This is a genomic window from Cellulomonas sp. NS3 (assembly GCF_024757985.1).
Classification (GTDB): Bacteria; Actinomycetota; Actinomycetes; order Actinomycetales; family Cellulomonadaceae; genus Cellulomonas_A.
Map to the genome: position 1 here is coordinate 3,870,101 of NZ_CP103289.1, position 16,913 is coordinate 3,887,013.

General features: G+C 76.6%; 15 protein-coding genes. All 15 read right to left on the reverse strand.

Features of this window, described 5'->3' with window-relative positions; genetic code table 11:
* Positions 1 to 20: 20 nt before the first annotated feature.
* Positions 21 to 1,793, reverse strand: a complete 1,773-nt coding sequence (locus tag NXY84_RS17515; protein WP_258724310.1) for an L-aspartate oxidase — start codon at positions 1,791 to 1,793, stop codon at positions 21 to 23.
* Positions 1,790 to 2,281, reverse strand: a complete 492-nt coding sequence (gene panD, locus NXY84_RS17520) for an aspartate 1-decarboxylase (RefSeq protein WP_258724311.1) — start codon at positions 2,279 to 2,281, stop codon at positions 1,790 to 1,792. Before panD ends, NXY84_RS17515 begins: the two co-directional genes overlap by 4 nt.
* Complete coding sequence (gene panC, locus NXY84_RS17525) at positions 2,278 to 3,216, reverse strand: pantoate--beta-alanine ligase (RefSeq protein WP_258724312.1); 939 nt, start codon at positions 3,214 to 3,216, stop codon at positions 2,278 to 2,280. The genes panD and panC overlap by 4 nt, the downstream gene beginning before the upstream one ends.
* Positions 3,213 to 4,292, reverse strand: a complete 1,080-nt coding sequence (locus NXY84_RS17530) for a Rossmann-like and DUF2520 domain-containing protein (RefSeq protein ID WP_258724313.1) — start codon at positions 4,290 to 4,292, stop codon at positions 3,213 to 3,215. Before NXY84_RS17530 ends, panC begins: the two co-directional genes overlap by 4 nt.
* Positions 4,289 to 6,052 carry a PH domain-containing protein gene (locus NXY84_RS17535; RefSeq protein WP_258724314.1) on the reverse strand — a complete coding sequence of 588 codons (1,764 nt, stop codon included), beginning with the start codon at positions 6,050 to 6,052 and terminating at the stop codon, positions 4,289 to 4,291. The genes NXY84_RS17530 and NXY84_RS17535 overlap by 4 nt, the downstream gene beginning before the upstream one ends.
* Positions 6,049 to 6,558 (reverse strand): PH domain-containing protein, encoded by a 510-nt coding sequence (locus NXY84_RS17540; protein ID WP_258724315.1) that lies wholly within the window; start codon positions 6,556 to 6,558, stop codon positions 6,049 to 6,051. Before NXY84_RS17540 ends, NXY84_RS17535 begins: the two co-directional genes overlap by 4 nt.
* Positions 6,559 to 6,780: 222 nt before the next feature.
* Positions 6,781 to 7,281 (reverse strand): DUF3180 domain-containing protein, encoded by a 501-nt coding sequence (locus tag NXY84_RS17545; RefSeq protein ID WP_258724316.1) that lies wholly within the window; start codon positions 7,279 to 7,281, stop codon positions 6,781 to 6,783.
* Complete coding sequence (gene folK / locus NXY84_RS17550; RefSeq protein ID WP_258724317.1) at positions 7,281 to 8,894, reverse strand: 2-amino-4-hydroxy-6-hydroxymethyldihydropteridine diphosphokinase; 1,614 nt, start codon at positions 8,892 to 8,894, stop codon at positions 7,281 to 7,283. The genes NXY84_RS17545 and folK overlap by 1 nt, the downstream gene beginning before the upstream one ends.
* Complete coding sequence (gene folP / locus NXY84_RS17555; protein WP_258724318.1) at positions 8,891 to 9,796, reverse strand: dihydropteroate synthase; 906 nt, start codon at positions 9,794 to 9,796, stop codon at positions 8,891 to 8,893. The genes folK and folP overlap by 4 nt, the downstream gene beginning before the upstream one ends.
* 20 nt (positions 9,797 to 9,816) lie before the next feature.
* A complete protein-coding gene (folE, locus tag NXY84_RS17560; protein ID WP_258724319.1) occupies positions 9,817 to 10,461 on the reverse strand; it encodes a GTP cyclohydrolase I FolE in 645 nt (214 codons plus the stop codon).
* Positions 10,462 to 10,466: 5 nt separating this feature from the next.
* Entirely contained in the window at positions 10,467 to 12,512 is a 2,046-nt protein-coding gene (gene ftsH, locus NXY84_RS17565) for an ATP-dependent zinc metalloprotease FtsH (RefSeq protein WP_258724320.1), read from the reverse strand.
* A 117-nt stretch (positions 12,513 to 12,629) separates the two neighbouring features.
* Positions 12,630 to 13,184, reverse strand: a complete 555-nt coding sequence (gene hpt / locus NXY84_RS17570; RefSeq protein WP_258724321.1) for a hypoxanthine phosphoribosyltransferase — start codon at positions 13,182 to 13,184, stop codon at positions 12,630 to 12,632.
* Between the two features lie 5 nt (positions 13,185 to 13,189).
* Entirely contained in the window at positions 13,190 to 14,293 is a 1,104-nt protein-coding gene (tilS, locus tag NXY84_RS17575) for a tRNA lysidine(34) synthetase TilS (protein WP_258724322.1), read from the reverse strand.
* 5 nt (positions 14,294 to 14,298) lie between these two features.
* Positions 14,299 to 15,444: a zinc-dependent metalloprotease gene (locus NXY84_RS17580; protein WP_258724323.1), complete on the reverse strand. Its 1,146-nt coding sequence runs from the start codon at positions 15,442 to 15,444 to the stop codon at positions 14,299 to 14,301.
* Between the two features lie 42 nt (positions 15,445 to 15,486).
* Positions 15,487 to 16,899, reverse strand: coding sequence for a D-alanyl-D-alanine carboxypeptidase/D-alanyl-D-alanine endopeptidase (gene dacB, locus NXY84_RS17585; RefSeq protein ID WP_258724324.1), 1,413 nt, complete (start codon positions 16,897 to 16,899; stop codon positions 15,487 to 15,489).
* Positions 16,900 to 16,913: the final 14 nt, after the last annotated feature.

Here is a 16,913-nt window from a genome sequence, read left to right on the forward strand (position 1 = left end):
CCGGCACGGTCCTGCCGTCGTCAGGCCGGCGGGACGTCCCCCGCGAGCGGCACCCGCTCGGTCACCAGCCGCCCCTCCGCGTCGAGGCGCACCTCGATCCGCAGGCGCCACGCGTCGTCGGGCACCGGGAAGTCGGTGCGGGTGTGCCCGCCGCGGCTCTCCTCGCGCTCGAGCGCCGTCGCGGTGAGCGCGGTCGCGACCTGGTGCACGTTCGTCGTCTCCCACTCGGCGGTCTGCGGGTCGGCGACGACGCCCGAGGAGCCGTGCGAGACGACGTGCGCGTCGGTCCGGACGCCCGCGAGCCCCTCGGCGGCCGCCCGCAGCCCCTCGCCGGAGCGCAGGACCCCCGGGCCCGACGACGCGAGCCGCTGGATGCGCGAACGGCTCGCACCCGCCACCAGCGCGGCGCGTCCCGGGCGCTGCTCGGGGTCTTCGGGGACCAGGTCCCCGGCGCCGACCCGCTCGGCGATGTCCCGCGCGGCGCGGTGGGCGAACACGAGGCCCTCGAGGAGCGAGTTCGAGGCCAGCCGGTTCGCGCCGTGCACGCCCGTGCACGCGACCTCGCCGACCGCGTAGAGCCCGCGCAGCGACGACCGGCCCACGAGGTCGGTGACGATGCCGCCCGAGTGGTAGTGCTGCGCGGGGGCGACCGGCACGAGGTCGGTCGTCAGGTCGATGCCGTGCTGGAGCAGGCGGTCGTGGATCGTCGGGAAGCGCCGGCGCAGGAACTCGGCGCCGAGGTGCCGCGCGTCGAGCAGGACGTGCTCGGAGCCGGTGCGGGCCATCTGCGTGACGATCGCGTGCGCGACGACGTCCCGCGGCGCGAGCTCGGCCATCGGGTGCACCGCGGGCATGAAGCGCACGCCGTCGGTGTCGAGCAGGTACGCGCCCTCACCGCGGACGGCCTCCGAGACGAGCGTGAGCTGCCCGCGCACGCCCGAGCCGAGCCACAGCACCGTCGGGTGGAACTGCACGAACTCGAGGTCGCCGAGGCGGGCACCGGCCCGCAGCGCCGCGGCGATCCCGTCGCCCGTCGCCTGCACCGGGTTCGTCGACGAGCGGAACACCTGCCCGATGCCGCCGGTCGCGAGCACGACCGCGGGGGCCAGCGCCGCGCCCACGCCGTCGCGCGTGCCCTCGCCGATCACGTGCAGCGTCACGCCGCACACCGCGCCGGGCTCGCCGCCCGGTCCGCGCGGGCCGGTGAGCAGGTCGAGCACGAGCGCGTGCTCGACGACCTCGATGCCCGGGTCGGCGCGCACGGCGTCGAGCTGGGCGACGAGCGCGCGGGAGATCTCGGCACCGGTCGCGTCCCCACCGGCGTGCGCGATCCGGTCGGCGTGGTGGCCGCCCTCGCGGGTCAGCGCGATCTCGCCGTCCGCCGCGCGGTCGAACACGGCCCCGCCCGCGACGAGCTCGCGCACGCGCGCCGGCCCCTCGGTCACGAGCACCTCGACCGCGCGCGGGTCGCACACACCGGCCCCGGCGACGAGCGTGTCGGTCAGGTGCGCCGAGGGCGAGTCCGTCGGGTCGAGCGCGGCCGCGATGCCGCCCTGCGCCCACAGCGTCGACCCCGACGCCAGCACCCCCTTCGTCACGAGCAGGACGCGCGGGACGCGGGTGCGCAGCTCGAGCGCGGCCGTGAGGCCGGCGATGCCCGAGCCGACGACGACCGCGTCGGCCCGCACGGTCCACCCCGGCTCCGGCGCCGCGAGGTGCGAGGCGAGGACGACGCCCTCCCCCTCGCGCGCCTCGAGCCCCTGCGGGTTCGCCGGCGCCGGGGCGAGGGTCATCGCGCCGTGCCGGGGATCGCCGGGTGCGGGCCCTGCACGAGCGAGCGGCCCTGCGCGAACGGCACGCCGCTCGGCTCGAGCCCCGAGAGCTCGGTCCACTCGGGCGGCACCTGGCCCGGGTCGTCGCCCGCGCCGACGATGCGGTTGTCCGCGTCGACGAGCACGACGTGCGGGGAGTACGTGCGTGCCTCGGCGTCCGAGAGCATGCCGTAGGCGATGAGGATCACGACGTCGCCGGGGTGCACGAGGTGCGCCGCGGCCCCGTTGATGCACACCTGGCCCGAGCCGGCCTCGCCCGCGATCGCGTACGTCGTCAGCCGCGCGCCGTTGGTGACGTCGACGACGTCGACCTGCTGGCCGGGGAGCAGGTCCGCGGCGGCGAGCAGGTCGGCGTCCACCGTGATCGACCCGACGTAGTGCAGGTCGGCCTGCGTCACGGTCGCACGGTGGATCTTGCCGATCATCATCGGTCGCTGGAGCGAGGTCATCGGGTCCCCTCGGGTCGGTCGGGCCCGGCCTGCTCGGGGTCTCCGAGGGTCAGCCGGACGTTGTCGATGAGCCGGGTGGAGCCTACGCGGGCGGCGACCGCGAGGACCGCGGTGCCGGCGAACCCGGGTCGTACGTCCTCGAAGCCTGCCGCGTCGACGAGCGCCACGTAGTCGACGTCCACGACCCCGGCCTGGGCGAGCGCGGCGTGCACCGCGTGCACGACGTCGCTGGGGTCCTTGCCGGCCTCCGCGAGCTCCCGGCCGGCAGCGAGCCCCCGCGAGAGCGACAGCGCCTGCGTGCGCTCCCCGGGGCTCAGGTAGGCGTTGCGCGACGACAGCGCCAGGCCGTCGGCGTCACGCACGGTGGGGACCCCGCGCACCTCGACGGGCACGTCGAGGTCGTGGACCATGCGGCGCACCGCGCTGAGCTGCTGCGCGTCCTTCTCGCCGAACAAGGCTACCGACGGCCGCGTGAGGTGCAGCAGCTTGAGCACGACCGTCAGGACGCCGTCGAGGTGGCCCGGACGCGAGCGCCCCTCGAGCACCTCGCCGATCCGCCCGGCGGCGACGCGCACCACGGGGTCGCCGCCCGGGTAGACGACGTCCGGGGTCGGCGCGAACACCACGTCGCCGGGGCCGAGCAGGCCGTCGCCCGCGAGCAGCGCGAGGTCGCCGTCGAGGTCGCGCGGGTAGCGGTCGAGGTCCTCGCCGGCGCCGAACTGCAGCGGGTTGACGAAGATCGTCACGACGACGTGCCGGGCGGCCGCGCGGGCGGCGCGCACGAGCTCGAGGTGCCCGGCGTGCAGGGCGCCCATCGTCATGACGACGGCACGCCCGGGGAGGTCGCCCGCGCCGTCCTGCGCCACGAGGGCCGCGGCCAGGTCCTCGCGCGTGCGGACCAGGGCGGGTCCGCTGCGGTGCTCGTGCGCGGTCATGCGTCGTCCTCCTGCGTGCGGTCGTCGTCGGGGTCCGGCGCGTCCTGCGCGGCCCCGGGTCCGGGGCCGGTGGGTCCCACCCCGTCCAACGCTGCCGGACCGCCCGGCATGCCCGCCACCGGGGGCGGCTCGGTCAGCACGTCGAGCAGCGTCTGGGCCGCGCCGGCGTCGAGCAGCCCCGCCGCGAGCCCGCGCGACGTCGCCGCCCGCGCGAGGGTCCGGTAGCTCAGCGGGACGTCGACCGCGCCCGTGCCCGCCCCGAGGGCCCCGAGCACCTCGACGTGGTCGCGCACCGTGCCGGCGTCCCCGCGCCGCACCGGTCCCGTGAGCGCGGTGATCGCGCCCGGTCCGCCGCCGGACGGACCGCCGGCGCCCGCCGCTGCGCCTGCGGACGCCGCGCGCAGCGACCCGTCGAGCGCCGCCGAGAGGAGCGGCCCGAGCACCCGGCCCGGGTCGTCGACCCCGGCCGCCGCGAGCGCCTGCGCGGCCTGCGCGACGAGCACGACGAGGTGGTTCGCGCCGTGCGCGAGGGCCGCGTGGTAGAGCGGGCGGGCCTCCTCGGCGACGACGACCGGCTCGCCGCCGACCTCGACGACGAGCGCCTGGCCGATCGGCAGCACCGGGCCGGGCGCGGTCACGGCGAACGTGCAACCGACCAGCCGGGCGAGGTCCAGGGACGTGCCCGTGAACGTCATCGCGGGGTGCAGCGCGAGCGGGATCACGCCGGCGGGGCGCGCCGCGGCGAGCACCCCCACGCCGTACCGCCCGGAGGTGTGCGCGACGATCTGGCCCATCTGCCACGCACCGACGTCCGCGAGTCCGGTCACGAGCCCCTCGAGCGCGTCGTCGGGCACCGCGAGCAGCACGAGCTCGGAGCGGCGCACGACCTCGGGGACATCGACGACCGGCACGCCGGGCAGCAGCTGCTCGGCGCGCTCCCGCGACTCCGCCGAGATCGCGCTGACGGCCACGACGGGGTGCCCCGCCGCGCGCAGCGCGCTGCCGAGCACGGCACCGACGCGGCCCGCGCCCACCACCCCGACCCCGAGCCGCCCCGGCCGGCTCGCACCGCTCACGCCGTGCCCTCGCGCCGCATCCACTGCTCGGGTCCCGCGTTCGCGCGGGCCGTGCGGGCACGCTCCGACTGCTCGTCGAGCAGCGCGGCCGCGACCCCCGCGTCGAGGTGGTCGACGCGCGGGCTGACCGGGCCGGGCGTCGAGTGCACGACGAGCGACGCGACCCCGAACCGCCGCTGGAGCGGGCCCTGGTCGAGCTGCAGGGACTGCGTGCGCTCGTGCGGGACGACGACGAGCCGCCGGATGAACCGCCCCGAGCGCACGAGCAGCGCGCGCTCGGTCACGAGGACCCCGCGCCGGTTCCACGCGAGCAGGTCGAGCAGGCGCGCGCGGCGCGGGACGGTCAGGAAGCCGAACGCGTCGTCCTCCGCCGAGCCCGAGAGCCCCGCCTCGACGACCGCGCGCGGGTCGGCCACCCCGAGGTCCGGGAGGACGAGCCACAGGGCCAGCACCGCGTCGTCGCGCGTCCCGACGGGGAGCAGCACGTTCTCCGTCTGCTGCTCGCTGGCTCCGCCGTAGCCCGCGACGTTCATCTGCACGCGCCACCAGTCCTTGCGCCGCCACATCGGGCCCTGCGTGATCGCCAGCGCCTGGACGCGACCCGGCGGGACCGTCTGGGCGCGTGCCTCCGTGAGGCCGTGGCGCAGCCGGATGCCGTCGGGCGAGATCGCGGCGCGGAAGTTCGCGCCCTGGTTGACCGACGACCAGATCGCGCCGGCGACCCCGAACAGCGCGGGCACGACGATGAACACGGCGCCCGGCTCGCGCGTCCAGGCGACGCCCACGATCACGGGCACGATGAAGACACCCGCCCAGACGGTCACGCCCGAGCGCAGCACCGACTGCACGAGCCGCGCCATCGGCACCTCGAACACCTGGTGCTCGGGCGCCGCCTCGACCACGGGACCGCCCTGCGGCGCGCCGGCCTCGACGTGCAGGCCCGCGGCGCGCGCGAGCAGCTCCGAGCGCAGCGCCTCGGCCTCGTCCTGCTTGAGGAACGCCAGCGAGACCGCGGAGCCCGAGCCGCCGGCGACCTCGAGCTTGAGCTCGGCGAGGCCGGTGATCCGGGCGAGCAGCGGCTGCACGACGTCGACGGCCTGGAGCCGGTCGAGCCGCGCCTGGCGCTGCTGGCGGAACAGCACGCCCGTGTGCAGGTGCACGGCCTGGTCGGTCACCGCGAACCGGGTCATGCGCCACGCGAGCAGCGCGTACACGAACCCGATCGCGGCGACGAGCACGAGCCCCCCGACGACGAACCGCCAGCGCCCGTCGCCCACGAGCTCGGCGGCGTTCCGCAGGTCGTCCCCGAACTGGTAGCCGAGCACCGCGATCGCGCCGACGAGCACGCGCCAGCCCTTGATCGCCGGGGTGACGGGGTGCATGCGCCGCCAGACGCGCGAGTCCGCGGCGGGCTCGGGGAGCGTCGCGCCGTCGGCGGGCGCGGCGTCCCCAGGCGTGGCGTCGGCGGGCGCGGCGTCCCCGGTCGCGACCGCACCAGGCGTGACGTCCCCAGGCACGACGGCACCGGGTGCGACGGCACCAGGTGCGACGTCACCACCCACGGCGGTCGCCGCCGGCTCGGCGTCGGGACCGGCGGCCGCCTGCTTCACGAGGTCGGGGCGTGCCGGGACGCGCCCGGCGGAGACGGCACCCTCCCCTGGCGCGCGCGGCCCGTGCCGGTCCGGGACCGCGGTCGTCGACACCGGCCCGCCCTCGGCCGGCTCGGTCGGGCGGTCCACGTCGCTGCCGCGCTCGCTCACAGCCCCGCCAGCTGCGCCTCGCCGCGCGACGCGAGCTGGTCGCGCAGGCGCGCGGCCTCCTCGGGCGGCAGGCCGTCGATGGTCGCGTTCGTGTTCGGCGACGCGGTGTGGAGCTGCACGGACGCGATCCGGAACCGCCGCGCGAGAGGGCCCGCGGTCACGTCGACGTACTGCATGCGCCCGTAGGGGACGACGACCAGCTGGCGGAACAGGATCCCCTTGCGCACGAGCAGGTCGTCGGCGCGCTCGGCGTACGCGTGCGCGCGCACCTGCCGCGGGACGAGCAGGGCGGCCCACAGCATCGGGAGGACGACCACCGCGGGGAACACCCACGTCCACGCGGCGCCCGTGAGCAGCGGGATCGGCACGAGGACCAGGAGCACGATCGCGGTGGTGATCCCCAGGGCCGTGAGCCGCGCCCCGGCGAGCCGGCTCGACACGGGGGTCCAGGTCACGCCGGTCGGGTCGAACGGGCCGCCGGGTGCTCGTTCGGGTGCAGTCGTCATGCGCTCATCCTTCCACCGTGGCCGGACGTACCGGATCGGTCGTGCGGTGGACCCCGGCCCGACCCAGGGACACGCCGGCGCGGCCGAAGGTCGGGCGGCGGCGGGGCGCGCGCGGCGGGGCCCGGGTGCCGCCGGCGACGACCGCGACAGGAGGTCCCGTCGGCCGGGACGCGCACCCCCCGAGCGGCCGCCGGGGCCGTCGGCCGGGAGCCGACGTCGGCGTCAGCCGGCCGCCGGGTCGGGCGCGGGCTCGCGCGGGCGCGACGGGTCGTCCTTCGCCCCGTCCTCGGGCGGCGGGACGCGGCAGAACCACTCGACGACGAGGCCGACGACCGCCATGACCAGCGCACCGACCACCGCGAGCCCGGCCGCTGCGGCACGGGCGCGCTGCGGCTCGATGTCGAGGTCACCGAGCACCGCGAGGACCTGGCCGCCGTACCAGCCGACGAGCACCGCGCCGGTGTAGCAGGACGCCTTCGCGAGCACCGCGGTCCGCGCCGCCCGGATCGGCGACAGGTCGGGCCGCTTGCCCTGCAGGAACTGCCGCACGGCCCAGCCCATCGAGAGCACGACGGCCGCGATGACGAGCTCGACGCCGACCACGAGCCACGGGACCTCGGGCACCTGGATGCCGCGGCTCGCGAGCGCCCGGACCAGCAGCGCGCTCAGAGCGGTGGTGGCGAACGCCCAGAGCGCGAGCGTCTGCCATCGCGTGCGGTGCATCACGGGTGCGGCCCGGTCCCCGGGTCGCCGGCGGGCTCGGGCTGCACGGCCGGCACCGGGACCGTGAGCCAGTCGAGCGCGAGCCAGCGGATCCCGTCGCGGTCCGGCGCGGTCGCGGCGAGCGCTCCGACCGGTCCGCCGCCGAGCCCGGGCAGCACCGCGTCGGGAGCGACCTGGGCCCACGGCTGCAGCACGAACGCGCGCTCGTGCGCGCGGGGGTGCGGCAGCTCGAGGTCCTCGGTCACGGCGAGCGTCGCGCCGTAGACGATGATGTCGACGTCGAGCGTCCGCGGCCCCCAGTGCTCGTGCCGCTCGCGCCCGTGGAGCTGCTCGACGGCCTGCGTCGCGCGCAGCAGGTCGCGCGCCGAGAGCGTCGTGCGGGCCAGGACGACCGCGTTGAGGAAGTCGGGCTGGTCGGGGCCGCCGACGGGCGCGGTGCGGGCGAGCGGCGAGACGTCCACGACCTCGATGCCCGCGACCTCGGCGAGGTCGTACACCGCGTCGCGCAGCGTCTCCTGCGCGGCGCCGAGGTTCGAGCCGAGCGCCAGGACCACGTCGACCGCGCCGCGCGGCGCCTCGTCGAGCGCGTCGGTCATGAGCTCGCCGTCGACCACGTCGTCGTCCGCGTCGCCGGGACCGCCGAGGAGCTCGGGCCGGGTCGAGCGGACGTGCGGCGCGGGCTCTGGGGCGGGCGGCGCCGGGTGGCCCGCCGCGCCGTGACGGGCGACCGTGGCGCCGTCGACGCGCACGGGCCCGGAGTGGTGCGTCCCGGGCGTCTCGTCGGGCTCCGCGTACGGCTCGGCCGCGAGGACCTCGGGCCGGTACGGCAGCGGCTGGTAGGGGCCCTCGTCGTAGGGGAACGGGGTCGCGCGCCCGAGCGGGTCGGTCGGGTCCGCGGGAGACGGCGCGCCGGGGTGCGGCCCGGTCGGGACCGGCGGGAGGGGTGCCGGTGGGTGCGGGGCGGGCGGGTGCGGGGTCGGCGGGTGCGGGTCGGGCACCGGCTCGGCGGCACGCGGCCCCGACGCCGCCCCGCCGACCGTGGCTGCGGCGATCGTGGGCAGCTGCGCGGTGACCGTCCGCACCGGGGCCGACGTCACCGCGGCGCGCTCGCGGCCGTCCTCGTCCGCGGGGCGCCACGGCTCGGCCGCGGGGAGCTTGGCGCGGTCGCGGTAGATCTCGACGACGACGTCGTCGAACGGCACCGGGATCGGGGCGCGCGGCTTGTGCAGCGCGACGTCGACGGCGACCGCCTGCGGGAACGCGAGGACGGTCGCGGCGATCCGCTCGGCGACCGTCTCGATCAGGTCGGCCGGGTCGCTCGAGAGCACCCCGGCGACGTGCTGCGACAGCGTCCCGTAGTCGAGCGTGAGCGCGAGCTCGTCGCGGGCCGCCGCCCGGCGGGTGTCGAGGTGCACGACGACGTCCGCGACGAACTCCTGGCCGTCGCGGCGCTCGTGCTCGAAGACCCCGTGGTAGCCGATCGCGGAGATCCCGAGCACCCGGATGCGGTCGAGCCGCCGGCCCGACGCGTCGTGGGCGACCGCCGCGCTGAGCGCGTACGGGTCCCGGCCGCGTGCCGGCTGGCCACCCTCACCGTTCGCGTGCACGTTCACCGCTCGCCTCCCGTCGTCCGACCCGTCCCACGCGCGTCGCCGCCCGCGTGCCGCCACGCCGCCGCGACGCGCACGGCGTCCGCCGAGCCTGCCACCTCGTGCACGCGCACGCACCAGGCTCCCGCGGCGGCCGCGAGCGCCGAGACCGCCGCCGTCGCGCCGTCCCGCGCGAGGGGCGGCGCGGGCGTGCCGTCCGGGCGGGCGAGCAGGTGCCCGAGGAAGCGCTTGCGGGACGCCCCGACGAGCACCGGGAAGCCGTCCGCGACGAGCTCGGGGAGCCGCGCGAGGAGCGGCCAGTTGCTCGCGCCCGGCTTCGCGAAGCCGAGGCCCGGGTCGAGCACGACCTGCTCGTCGCGCACCCCCGCGGCGCGCAGCGCGTCGACCCGCTGGGCGAGCTCGCGCCGCACGTCGGCCACCACGTCGTCGTAGTCGTCGCGCGCGTCCATGACGTCCGCGTGCCCGCGCCAGTGCATCGCGACGTACACCGCACCGGTCTCCGCGACCGTCGCGAGCATCGCGTCGTCCGCCAGGCCGCCCGAGACGTCGTTGACGATCGACGCGCCGCGCGCCACGGCCTCGCGGGCCACGACCGCGCGCGTCGTGTCGACGCTCACCGTCGCGCCGCGCTCGACGAGCTCCGCGACGACCGGCAGCACGCGCTCGAGCTCGTCCTCGACCGCGACGCGGCGCGCACCCGGCCGGGTCGACTCGCCACCCACGTCGAGCAGGTCCGCACCGGCCTCGACCAGCGTCAGGCCGTGCGCGACCGCCGCCGCGGGCGCGAACCACCGACCGCCGTCCGAGAACGAGTCGGGGGTCACGTTCACGACCCCCATCACCAGCGTGCGCCCCGCGCCCGTGAGGTGCTCGGGCAGGGGGGCGGGACGTGCTCCGGTGCTCACGGGCCGAGCCTAGGCCCCGGTCAGCGTCCCAGGACGAGGCTCATCGCCTCGGCCCGCGTGGCCACGTCGCGCATCTGCCCGCGCACCGCCGACGTGACCGTGCGCGAGCCCGGCTTGCGGACGCCGCGCATGGACATGCACAGGTGCTCGCACTCGATGACGACGAGCACGCCCTTGGGGTCGAGGTTCTCGACGAGCGCGTCCGCGATCTGCGACGTGAGCCGCTCCTGGACCTGCGGGCGGCGCGCGAACACCTCGACGAGCCGCGCGAGCTTGCTCAGCCCCGTGATGCGGCCCGCAGCGCTCGGGATGTACCCGACGTGGGCCACCCCGTGGAACGGCACGAGGTGGTGCTCGCACGTCGAGTACACCTCGATGTCCTTGACCAGGATCATCTCCTCGTGGCCGAGGTCGAACGTCGTGGTCAGCACGTCCTCCGGCTCCTGGCGCAGGCCCGCGAAGATCTCCCGGTAGGCCCGGGCGACCCGGGCCGGCGTCTCGCGCAGCCCCTCGCGCTCGGGGTCCTCGCCGACCGCGAGCAGGAGCTCGCGGATCGCTGCCTCCGCCCGCACGGCGTCGTACTCCGGCACCACGCGACGCTCCGGGGCGGCGAGCGGCGCGGGCAGGAGCTCGGGCAGCGCGTCGTCGTGCTCGTCGACGGTCATCGCGGTCAGCCCCGGGCGTTCGGGTCGGGGGTGCCGTCCCACGGGAGCTGGACCGGGATCTCGGCCGGGTGCTCCGGCTTGGCGTCGGCCGCGACGTCCTCGGGGATGATCGGCGCGCCGTTCTGCTCGGCCCGCTCGCCCTTCGTGAGCACCGGCGGCCGCTTCGAGACCGCGCGCTCCTCGCTCGACAGCCACACCTGGCGCGGCTCGCGCTTGACGACCGGCGCGAAGATCTCCGCGAGCTCGGCCTGGTTGAGCGTCTCGCGCTCGAGCAGCTCGAGCACGAGGTGGTCGAGCACGTCGCGGTACTGGACCAGGATCTCCCACGCCTCGTCGTGCGCGGCGTCCATGAGCTTGCGGACCTCGACGTCGACCGTCGCGGCGACCGACTCGGAGTAGTCGCGCCCGTGGCCCATGTCGCGGCCCATGAAGACCTCGCCCGAGTCCTGGCCGAGCTTCACGGCGCCGATGCGCTCGCTCATGCCGAACTGCGTGACCATCTTGCGGGCCGTCGCGGTGGCCTTCTCGATGTCGTTGCTCGCACCCGTCGTCGGGTCGTGGAACACGAGCTCCTCGGCGACGCGCCCACCCATCGCGTACGCGAGCTGGTCGAGCAGCTCGTTGCGCGTCGTGGAGTACTTGTCCTCGAGCGGCATGACCATCGTGTACCCGAGGGCACGGCCGCGCGGGAGGATCGTGACCTTGGTGACCGGGTCGGTGTAGCGCAGCGCCGCCGCGACGAGCGCGTGCCCGCCCTCGTGGTACGCGGTGATCTTCTGCTCGGAGACCTTCATGATCCGGGTGCGCTTCTGCGGCCCCGCGATGACGCGGTCGATCGCCTCGTCGAGCTCGTGGTCGCCGATCGTCTGGCCGCCCGTGCGCGCGGTCAGCAGCGCGGCCTCGTTGAGCACGTTCGCGAGGTCCGCACCGGTGAAGCCGGGGGTGCGGCGCGCGACGGCGTCGAGGTCGACGTGCGGGGCCATCGGCTTGCCCTGCGCGTGCACCTGCAGGATCCGGGAGCGGCCCTTGAGGTCGGGCGGGTCGACCGAGACCTGGCGGTCGAAGCGGCCCGGGCGCAGCAGCGCGGGGTCGAGGATGTCGGGGCGGTTCGTCGCGGCGATGAGGATGACGTTCGTCTTGACGTCGAACCCGTCCATCTCGACGAGCATCTGGTTGAGCGTCTGCTCGCGCTCGTCGTGCCCGCCGCCCATGCCGGCGCCGCGGTGGCGGCCCACCGCGTCGATCTCGTCGATGAAGATGATCGCCGGGGCGTTCTGCTTGGCCTGGTCGAACAGGTCGCGCACGCGGCTCGCGCCGACGCCCACGAACATCTCGACGAAGTCCGAGCCGGAGATCGAGTAGAACGGTACGCCCGCCTCGCCGGCGACGGCCCGCGCGAGCAGCGTCTTGCCGGTACCGGGCTGGCCGTAGAGCAGCACGCCCTTGGGGATCTTGGCGCCGACCGCCTGGAACTTGGCGGGCTCCGCGAGGAACTCCTTGATCTCGTGGAGCTCCTCGACCGCCTCGTCGACGCCCGCGACGTCCGCGAACGTGACCTGCGGGGACTCCTTGCTCACGAGCTTGGCCTTGGACTTGCCGAAGCTCATGACGCGCGAGCCGCCGCCCTGCATGTTCGACATGAGGAACCAGAAGACGGCCAGGATGATGATGAACGGGACGATCAGCGTCAGCAGGCTGCCCCACCACGACTGGCGCGGGACCTCGGACGTGAAGCCCTTCTCCGGGTCGGCGTCCGCGATGGCGTTCACGACCGTCTCGCCCTGCGGCACGACGTAGTAGAACTCGACGTTCTTGCCGAGGTTGTCGTCGCCCTGCACGTAGTCCTCGGACAGCGTCAGCTGGACGCGCTGCTCACCCTCCGTGACCTTGACCTGCTCGACCTTGCCCTCGTCGAGGAGCTCGAGCCCGACGGACGTGTCGACCCGCTGGGTGCGCGGGGAGCCGAAGATGGTGCCGAGACCGATCCAGACGATGACGGCGGCCAGCACGATCCACACGGCGGGGCCGCGGGTGAGTCGCTTGAGATTCATGGGCAGCGGGGGTGGCGCCCCCTCATCCCTCCGGGTTGCAGGGCAGCAGGTGGCGTCGAAGTTACACGCTGGACCTGGGATCGACGGGGTCTGTTCGCCCAGGGCAGGAAGGGCGCCTCAGCTGGAGTAGACGTGCGGCGCGAGCGTGCCGACGAACGGCAGGTTGCGGTACTTCTCCGCGTAGTCCAGCCCGTAGCCGACGACGAACTCGTTCGGGATGTCGAAGCCGACGTAGCGCACGTCCACGTCGACCTTCGCGGCCTCGGGCTTGCGCAGCATCGTCGCGATCTCGACGCTCTCCGGCCCGCGGCTGCGCAGGTTCGCGAGCAGCCACGACAGCGTGAGCCCGGAGTCGATGATGTCCTCGACGACGAGCACGTGCCGACCGGTCAGGTCGGTGTCGAGGTCCTTGAGGATCCGCACGACGCCCGAGGACTTGGTGCCCGAGCCGTACGACGACACGGCCATCCAGTCCATCTGCACCGTGGAGTGCAGGCGGCGCACGAGGTCGGCCATCACCATGACCGCACCCTTGAGCACCCCCACGACCAGGAGCTCCTTGCCCGCGTAGTCCGCGTCGATCTGCGCCGCCAGCTCGTCGAGGCGCGCACCGAGCTGGGCCTCCGTGAGCAGCACGCGCTCGAGGTCGTCACCCATGTCCGCAGGATCCACGGTCGTCATTCTCCTTCGTGCGTTCGGGGGTGGAGCCTCAGCCTGCCACACGCGCGGGACGCGACGACGGGACCTGGTAGGGCCGCCGGGCCCTGCCCGTGCCACGCCGTCACGAGGGCGTCGACCGCGAGGACGTGCGCCCGGGTCAGGCTCCCGGGCGGGCAGCCGGCGTCCACCGCGGCCCGGCGCAGCGCGCGGCGGCGCACGGCCGGGAGGGCCCGCGCGAGGGTCGCGACGTCGAGCGCGACGCCGGGGGCCGGGCCGTCGGGCGCCGGGTCGCGCGGTGGACCGTCGGGCGCCGGGTCGGGAACCGGGCCGTCGGGCGTGTCGCGGGTCGCCGCGGCCAGCAGCTCGGCCGCGAGCGCGTCGAGCGCGTCCGCGTCCTCGCGCAGCAGCTCGGCGGTCCGGGCCAGCGCGACGGCGACCCCCGGACCGAGCGTGTCCTCGAGCACCGGCAGGACCGCGGCGCGCACGCGGGAGCGGACGGGCGCCGCGCGGTCGTCCGGCGCCGGGGTGTTGGTCGGGTCGTGCCACGGCGTGAGCCCGTGCGCCGCGCAGACCGCCTCGGTGTCCGTGCGGCGGAGCCCGAGGAACGGGCGCCGCAGCAGGTCCCGGCGTGGCGCCATGCCCGCGAGCGAGCGGGCGCCCGACCCGCGCGCGAGCCCGAGCAGGACGCCCTCGGCCTGGTCGTCGAGCGTGTGGCCCAGCAGCACGGCCGCCGCGCCCAGCCGCCGCGCGGTCGCGTCGAGCGCCGTGTACCGCGCGTCGCGGGCCGCCGCCTCGGGACCGCCCGGGCCGCCGACGTCGGCACGTACCACCTCGACCGGGTCGAGGCCGAGCCGCCGGCACGCGGCGGCCGCCCCGGCCGCGACGTCGGCGCTGCCGGGCTGCAGGCCGTGGTCGACGACCACCGCGCCGGCGCGCACGGGACGCACCGGGCGCGGGGAGCGGGCGCTGCGCCCGGCGACGAAGGCCGTCGCCGCGGCGAGCGCGAGGGAGTCGGCGCCGCCCGAGCACGCGACGAGCACGAGGGACCCGGCGGGCAGGTCGTCGAGCGCGTGCGTGACCGCGGTGCGGGCGGCCGCCACGGCGGGCGCGGGTCCGGTCACGCGGGTCAGCCGTGCACGCGACGCACCCAGGCGCCGGGCTCGGCGATCTCGCGCGCCGACGGCAGGTGCTCGGGTGCGGCCCACACCGCGTTGAGCCCCTCGGTCCCGACCGCGGTGCGGACCGCGCGCACGAACGCCGCGCCGTCCCGGTACTGCGCGAGCTTGGCGTCGAGGCCCAGGAGCCGGCGCACGACGCGCTCGGGCCCGCGGGACCGCGCGCCCGCGTCGCGGCGGGCCTCGAACCGGGCGCGGATGCGGCGCACCGACGGCACGACCGAGCGGCCGACGGCGTCCATCGCGACGTCCGCGTGCCCCTCGAGCAGCGCCATGACCGCGCCGACCTCGTCGACGAGCACCCGCTGGTCCGCGGGCAGCAGGTCGAGGATGCCGCGCCCGTCGTCCGGGCCGCCCAGCGCTCCGGCGACGCCCTGCACCAGGTCCAGCAGGGTCGGGCCGTCGTCGTCGCCCGCGCCGCGGTCCCGGCGTCCGTGGGCCCGCCCGGCGTCGCCCGAGAGGCCCGCGAGCAGCGCCCCCGAGCGCGCGCGGAGGTGGTCGGCGAGCCAGGGCGCCGCCGCGAACTGGAGCGCGTGCGTCTGCTCGTGCAGGCACACCCAGAGCCGGAAGTCGGCGGGGTCGAGCCGCATCGCGCGCTCGGCCTGGAGCACGTTGGGCGCGACCAGCAGGAGGCGGCCGGCGGGTGCGTGCGCGTCGGCGGTGAAGGGGTCGAACTGCCCGAGCACCTTGCCGGACAGCAGCGCGAGCACCGCCCCCACCTGCGTCGCGGCGGCGAGACGCGCGGCGGGGGGCACCGGCCGGGGCACGGGGACGTCGTGCGTCATGCTCGCCATGAGCCGGGTGTTGGCCCGGGCCCAGGCGGGGCGGTCGACGACGTGCACGGTCGCGGGCACGCGTCCGTCGGCGGGCGTCAGGCCGGTGATCCGGGCGACGTGCTCCGGTGCGGCGGCCGCTGCGGAGCGCAGTCCCTCGACGAGCGCGGCGGCCTCGTCGCGCGTCGCGCGCGGGCCCGGCGTCGCGAGCCGTCCCGCGAGCCGCGCGGCGACGTCCCAGTCGACGAGCGGGCGCGCACCGGTCCCGGTCGCGCCGGGCTCGGCGTCGACGCGGTCCGGGTGTGCTGCTCGACGCGGTGCCACGCGCCCACCGTAGCCGCCACCGCCGCCGGCCCCGCCCCGCCGTCAGCGGCAGCCGCACTCCGCGAGGCGCGCCACGAACCCGTCGATCGCCGCGCGCGGCGCCGGCTGCCCGCCGCCGGGAGTCTGGTCCGCGAGCACCGCGAACAGCAGCTGGCGGCCGTCCGCGTCGACCACGGTGCCGGCGAGCGACGTGACGCCCGGCAGGCTCCCGGTCTTCGCGCGCACGAGGCCCCGCGCCGAGGTGGTCGTGTACCGCTCGGCCAGGGTGCCGGTGAGCCCGGCCACCGGCATCCCGGTCGCGATCTCCCGGAGCTCGGGGCGCGCCGGGTCCGTCACGAGCCGCAGGAGGCCGAGGAGCAGGTCCGGGGTCAGCTGCGAGCCCGTGCCGAGGCCCGAGGCGTCGACGAGCTGCGCCCCGGCCGTGTCGACGCCGAGCTGCGCGACCTCCCGCAGGACCGCCTGCGACGCCCCGTCGAAGCTGCCCGGCAGGCCGGAGTCGACCGCGACGAGCCGCGCGACGACCTCGGTGATCGTGTTGTCCGACGTGTCGAGGAAGTAGTGCACGACGTCGGAGAGGGGCGCCGACCGCACGAGGCCGAGCTGCTCGGCGCCCGCGGGGGCCGGCCCGACGGGGCCGACGCCGGTCACCGTGATCCCGTTCTCCGCCAGCCGCTGCGCGAGCACCTGGGCCGCGTTCGCCTCGGGGTCGGCGTGCCGGGGCGGGTACTCCCCCGGGCGGATCTTCGCGATGTCGACCGCGAAGCTCGTCACAGGCGCGACGAACCCCTGGTTGACGTCGGCCGGCTTCCACGTCGGGCTCAGCGCCGGGCCGGAGAACAGGGACCCGTCGTAGCCGAGCCGCACGCTCGTCGTCCCCGTGGACGCCAGCACGCCCGCGACCTGCGTCGCGAGGTCGCCCAGGCCCGCGTGCCCGACGACCGCGTCGGCGTCGCCCTCGGCCGGCGCGAGCATCATGTCGCCGCCGCCGACGAGCACGATCTCGTCGCCCTCGCCGCGGACGACCCGCGTGTCGAGCGTCGACGCCGGGTCGAGCGCCGCGAGCGCGGCCACGCCGGTGACGAGCTTCGCGGTCGACGCCGGGACGCGCGGCTGGTCGGAGGCGTGCGAGGCGAGCACCTCGCCGGTGATCTGGTCCGCCACGACGACGCCCACCGCCGGGCCGATCCGTCCGTCCGTCACGAGGCCCTGCACGAGCGCGGCCACCTGCGCGGCGTCGGGGACGGGTGCCGCGGCGTCGAGCGGGCCGAGCGCCGGGGCGACGGCGGGCGGCTCGGCGACGCCCGGGACGGCGGGGAACGGCTCGGGGTCGGGCGGCACCGGTGCGAGCGTGACGACGCCCGGGACGACGTCGTACGCGTCGGCCGTCCCGTACGCGCCACCGCCCAGGACGAGCACGAGCAGGCTCACCCCGACCACGCGCGCGCCTGTCGACATGCGCCCTCCCGTCC